Source organism: Bacillus sp. B2-WWTP-C-10-Post-4 (genome assembly GCF_009183805.1).
In the GTDB taxonomy this organism is placed as follows: domain Bacteria; phylum Bacillota; class Bacilli; order Bacillales; family Bacillaceae_G; genus Bacillus_A; species Bacillus_A cereus.
In genome coordinates this window covers 1-5288 of sequence record NZ_WEII01000178.1, presented here as the reverse complement: position 1 = coordinate 5288, position 5288 = coordinate 1, and the positions used below count along the sequence as shown (strand labels likewise).

The window sequence follows — 5288 nt, the reverse complement described above, 5'->3', positions numbered from 1 at the left end:
AATACACACAAACAAATATATTGTTATTTATACGGAGGAGAGAAAGATGGGGATCAACGTTAGAGCAGTAGAAATACAAGATGCTAGAGCAATTCATCGTATATGTATACAGGATGACGTTTTACCGTATATGGTTTTCTTACCTAGCATGCGTGTAGAAGCTATGGAAAATAGAATTCGAAATTTAGCACCAAATCAATTTGAATTTGTTGCAGAATATGATGGAGAAGTTGTTGGATTTGTAGGTTTAACACAAAGTCCGGGCCGAAGATCTCATTCAGGCGATTTATTCATTGGGGTAGACAGTGAATATCATAATAAAGGAATTGGGAAAGCACTTCTTATGAAGATGCTTGATCTGGCTGATAATTGGTTAATGTTAGAGAGAGTAGAACTAGGTGTGTTAGAAACGAATCCAAAAGCAAAAGCTTTATATGAAAAATTTGGATTTGTAGAAGAGGGAGTAAAGATAGGGAATTTGAAAGCTCACGGAAAGTTTATTAATGAAATTATGATGAGTCGTTTTAGACCGAATGGTTTAATTGTACATAATGAATAGTTAAAAGCATGACAGTATACTGTCATGCTTTTTCATTAGAATTTGGCTGTAATAAAAATAATACTAAACCAATAAAAATAACAGTAATTCCTAGTCCTTGTTGTAAAGAAATAGTCTCATGTAATATAAAGTACGCTAGCATACAAGTGCCAATTGTTTCACCTAAAATACTCATTGAAATTACAGTAGCACTCATCCATTTTAATAACCAATTAAAAATGGTTTGTCCTAAAATTGTAGCAATGAAAGCTAATCCAATAAAGCACAACCAAGTTTGTGTAGAGTAATGGATGAAAGATTCTTGTTGCATGAAAGCAAATATGCTAAGAAAGCCAGCACTACTTCCATAACTAATTACCGAATAGGGTATAAGTGACAAATCTTTACGAACGTGTTGGCTAATGAAAAAATAAGCAGTAATGATACCGGCAGCGATAAATGCTAAAATATCTCCATATAAAGCTTCTCCACTAATTTTGAAATCTTGCCAGCCAATGATGATACTACCTGAAATAGCGATGAGGCAACCAATAACCGCTCCTTTCGTAAATCTCTCCTTAAATAAAAAATAACCACCAATCATTGAGAACAAAGGTTGTAACGTTACGATAACTGTAGAGCTTGCTACAGAAGTATATTGTAATGATTCAAACCATAGTACATAATGTGCAGCTAAAAATAGCCCAGATGTGAATCCGAATGTCCATTGTTTTTTCGTTAAAGTTTTTAGCTCATTTCGACTATTTTTATTAAATAGTAATAACGGTAACAGGATCAGTGTGGCAAAGAATAATCGGTAAAAAGCAATGATTGTCGCAGGAGCATCTGCCAATTTTACAAAAATTGCTGAAGTTGATAAGGCGAATACACCAAAAAATAAGATGAAATATGAAAGAATAGGTGATTTCAAAGTTTGTTCCTCCGATAGAATGTTTATTATAATAAACTTAATGCGATATAATGTACAAAAGTAAGTATATAAGTCCCGGAGATAATAGGAAAGGATTATTTGCCTTTGTTTAGTATGTCAGCACAAAGACAATGAAATATGCATTATGATGGACGAAAGGAAGTTTTACTATGATACATGATAGGCTTGGACAAACAGTATTAAGTTATCGTAAGAAAAATAATATGACAATTCGTGAATTCGCTGATTATGCAGGGATTAGTACATCACTAATTAGCCAAATTGAAAGAGGACATGCTAATCCTTCTTTAAATGTTTTGGAGTTAATTGCAAAAGCATTAAATGTACCGCTGTTTACACTTTTTATTAATGATATCGATACAGATTCGCTCATTTCTAAGAAAAAAGATCGAAAAAAAGTATATCGGGAAAACAATGATCACATTGTATATGATGTATTAACACCTGATTTTATGAAAGCACGTATTGAAATGTTAATGATGGATTTAAATAAACAAGCAAACACAACAGAAAGTCATTATTCCCATGAAGATAAGGAAGAGATTGCTGTTATTATGAAAGGGGAAGTGTACGTAGAATTGGAGGGAAAAGAATATTTTTTAGAAGAAGGTGATGTTGTACGTATTCCACCAAATGTGAAGCATCGATTTTTGAATAAAAGTGATGAATCGAATCACATTTTATTTGTACTGACACCATCTTTAGGATGAAAATATAGTGATTTTAACTAGAGGAGAAAGAAAATGGAAAACAAAAGTATTTTAAAAGGCGGCCTTTCAATTATTTCTCAATGTAAAAAAGAAACAAATGATATTTGGCATGCGCATTTTGGAGCAGCTGCAATTGCTAGTTATTTTTTTATGAAAGATAATAATATTGATGAAGAAACAGCTCGTAATATGTATTCGCAAACAAGGATGATGCTGAACAAGAAAAAAATTGGTGAGATGATTGATGATAAAAAAGAAATAGATTTTAAAATTGCGGAAAATATGATTATAAAATCTTTAGAACAAACGATTGATGAGCTTCATTGGGTGGGGCATAACGTCATTTATGCGTCATTAAGTTTATTAGCTATGAAAGAGCTACAAAAATGGGGTGATAATCAAGCAATTGAAGGGATTACTACTCTTATTTTATCATTTCGAAAAACAATTCCAGGTAGATCGTGGATTGGTTATACGACGAAAGAAGTAAAACAATTAAGTTTTGAAGAGGAGATACAAAGTGAATTGAGTAATCCAACACAAGTATCTCAGTTCATTTTAAATGAGTTATCGAAATTTAATAGTATTTATCGAGCGGAATCACATCATGATTTAATTGGGCATTTGCTTACATACTCCCACGCAATTAATATAATGTACGATTTAGGACATATAGATATATTTCAACGAGGGATACGTCCGCTGTTAAAACTAGTATACGTACTAAGAGCTAGCCAAAAGCTCAAGCTGAATACGGAAATAACTTTACACTCACCTATAGATCGATTACCTTTAATTCAATCTAAACGTGCAAATATTTTACCAACTGAAAATATATTTTGGATAAAAGACTATAGTGAATTCGATTGGGATTTTGGTCATGTATTTAAATTCTCATATAGTTATTTTAATCATATACAGAGAGCTCCAAATTATAAAGATATCACATTAGAAAAATTCCGTTATGTTATTCATTCTTAATGAACGTTAATGATCTGTAAAAGGATGTTTAATCTAGTTTCTTTTTTTGTTAGTAGTATATTATTTTTTCAAATATGTAAGATTTTACATGTGTATTTTACTTTTACTAATTATGTAAGTAGGCTATACTGAAATACATATATTTTATTTTTGGAGAGATGTAAAACGACATGGAACTAGCGAAATTGGAAAAAGTAATTGAAATAAAAAAAGAAGAACTTTTATATTTAGTATCGGATTATGGAATTCAACATGAAAAAGTATTGGCATTGAGTCAAGAACTAGACAAATTAATCAATTACTTTATGTTTTTAAAATAAAGAGAACTATGACGGGGTTTGTAAATGTTATAGTTCTTTTTTATTAGGTAATTTGAAAATATATTAAAATATATTGTCTAATTTCTTACAGAATGCGCAACTTGCTAGTCGAATATAAGGACTTTTGGTTATAATAAAAAGGAATTATTAATTGTATCGGTTAGGAGCGCAGCACATATGAAAACAGTTGTTGTTATCGGTGGAGGTATAACGGGACTTTCTACTATGTTTTATTTAGAAAAATTAAAAAAGGATTATAATATCGATTTAAATTTAATTCTTATTGAGAAAGAAGAGTATTTAGGTGGTAAAATCCATAGTGTGGAAGAAAAGGATTTCATTATGGAGTCAGGAGCGGATTCAATCGTTGCTCGTAATGAATATGTTATGCCACTTGTAAAAGATTTAAATTTAGAAGATGAAATGGTATATAATGAAACAGGTATTTCTTACATATATTCTGAAAACATGTTACATCCGATTCCTTCTGATACTATATTTGGGATACCGATGAGCGCCCAGTCTTTGTTTAGCAGTACGCTAGTCTCAACGAAAGGGAAAATCGTAGCTTTAAAAGATTTCATAACGAAAAATAAAGAGTTTACGAAAGATACATCACTTGCTCTATTTTTAGAAAGTTTCTTAGGGAAAGAGTTAGTGGAAAGACAAATTGCTCCTGTACTTTCAGGCGTATATTCTGGTAAATTGAATGAGCTTACAATGGCATCTACATTACCGTATTTACTGGATTATAAAAATAAGTATGGAAGTATTATTAAAGGTTTTGAAGAGAATAAAAAACAATTTCAATCAGCAGGAAATAAAAAATTCGTATCATTTAAAGGTGGACTATCTACGATAATTAATCGCTTAGAAGAAGTGCTCACTGAAACTGTCGTAAAAAAAGGTGCTATAACGACGGCTGTAAGTAAACAAGAAGATCGATATGAGATTTCTTTTGTAAATCATGAAACAATACAAGCTGATTATGTTGTTTTAGCAGCTCCGCATGATATAGCACAAACTTTATTACAGCCTAATGAGTTAAATGAGCAGTTTAATACATTTAAAAACTCATCTCTTATAAGTATTTACTTAGGATTTGACATACTAGATGAACAACTACCAGCTGACGGCACAGGGTTTATTGTAACGGAAAACAGTGATTTACATTGTGATGCTTGTACATGGACAAGTCGAAAGTGGAAACATACATCGGGTAAACAAAAATTATTAGTAAGAATGTTTTATAAGAGCACCAATCCGGTATATGAAACAATCAAAAATTATAGTGAAGAAGAATTAGTACGAGTAGCTTTATATGATATTGAAAAGAGTCTCGGAATTAAAGGTGAACCAGAAGTAGTCGAAGTTACAAATTGGAAAGATTTAATGCCGAAATATCATTTAGAACATAATCAAGCGGTTCAAGCATTGCAAGAAAAAATGACGAATCTTTATCCAAATGTATATTTAGCTGGTGCCTCATATTATGGTGTTGGAATTGGTGCGTGTATTGGAAATGGAAAGAATATAGCCAATGAAATAATGGCTACATTAAATAAATAATACTGTAGAATAAATAAAAACTGTTCCTTCAGCAAAATGGAGGAACAGTTTTTATTTATTTTATTTGAATGGAAATTGTATTGTTTTTTACATTGTTTTCTTTTAATGTTAATGTTATTTCTCCAGACTCTTTAAATGAATACGGTGATAGTTGATAAATATCTTTTATATCATGTTTTTCTTGTAATTTATTTACCGGTATTGATATGATATTTGGC

General features: G+C 31.0%; 6 protein-coding genes. 5 read left to right on the top strand and 1 reads right to left on the bottom strand.

Annotated elements, in window-relative coordinates; all coding sequences use genetic code 11:
- Window positions 1-46: 46 nt before the first annotated feature.
- Window positions 47-559 (top strand): GNAT family N-acetyltransferase, encoded by a 513-nt coding sequence (locus GBN78_RS28265; protein ID WP_000512617.1) that lies wholly within the window; start codon window positions 47-49, stop codon window positions 557-559.
- A 22-nt stretch (window positions 560-581) separates the two neighbouring features.
- Here the strand turns inward: GBN78_RS28265 and GBN78_RS28260 are convergent, their stop codons facing one another.
- Window positions 582-1469 (bottom strand): DMT family transporter, encoded by an 888-nt coding sequence (locus tag GBN78_RS28260; protein ID WP_000841812.1) that lies wholly within the window; start codon window positions 1467-1469, stop codon window positions 582-584.
- Window positions 1470-1639: 170 nt separating this feature from the next.
- Between GBN78_RS28260 and GBN78_RS28255 the strand changes: the two genes are divergently transcribed.
- From GBN78_RS28255 to GBN78_RS28240, 4 genes are all read left to right on the top strand, one after another.
- Window positions 1640-2200 carry a helix-turn-helix domain-containing protein gene (locus GBN78_RS28255; protein ID WP_000581029.1) on the top strand — a complete coding sequence of 187 codons (561 nt, stop codon included), beginning with the start codon at window positions 1640-1642 and terminating at the stop codon, window positions 2198-2200.
- A gap of 33 nt (window positions 2201-2233) precedes the next feature.
- Window positions 2234-3181, top strand: a complete 948-nt coding sequence (locus GBN78_RS28250; RefSeq protein ID WP_000428899.1) for a hypothetical protein — start codon at window positions 2234-2236, stop codon at window positions 3179-3181.
- A gap of 170 nt (window positions 3182-3351) precedes the next feature.
- On the top strand, window positions 3352-3501 hold the full coding sequence (locus GBN78_RS28245) for an aspartyl-phosphate phosphatase Spo0E family protein (protein WP_000417698.1): 150 nt from the start codon (window positions 3352-3354) through the stop codon (window positions 3499-3501).
- 177 nt (window positions 3502-3678) lie between these two features.
- Entirely contained in the window at window positions 3679-5070 is a 1392-nt protein-coding gene (locus GBN78_RS28240) for a protoporphyrinogen oxidase (protein ID WP_000860360.1), read from the top strand.
- Window positions 5071-5288 lie beyond the last annotated feature (218 nt).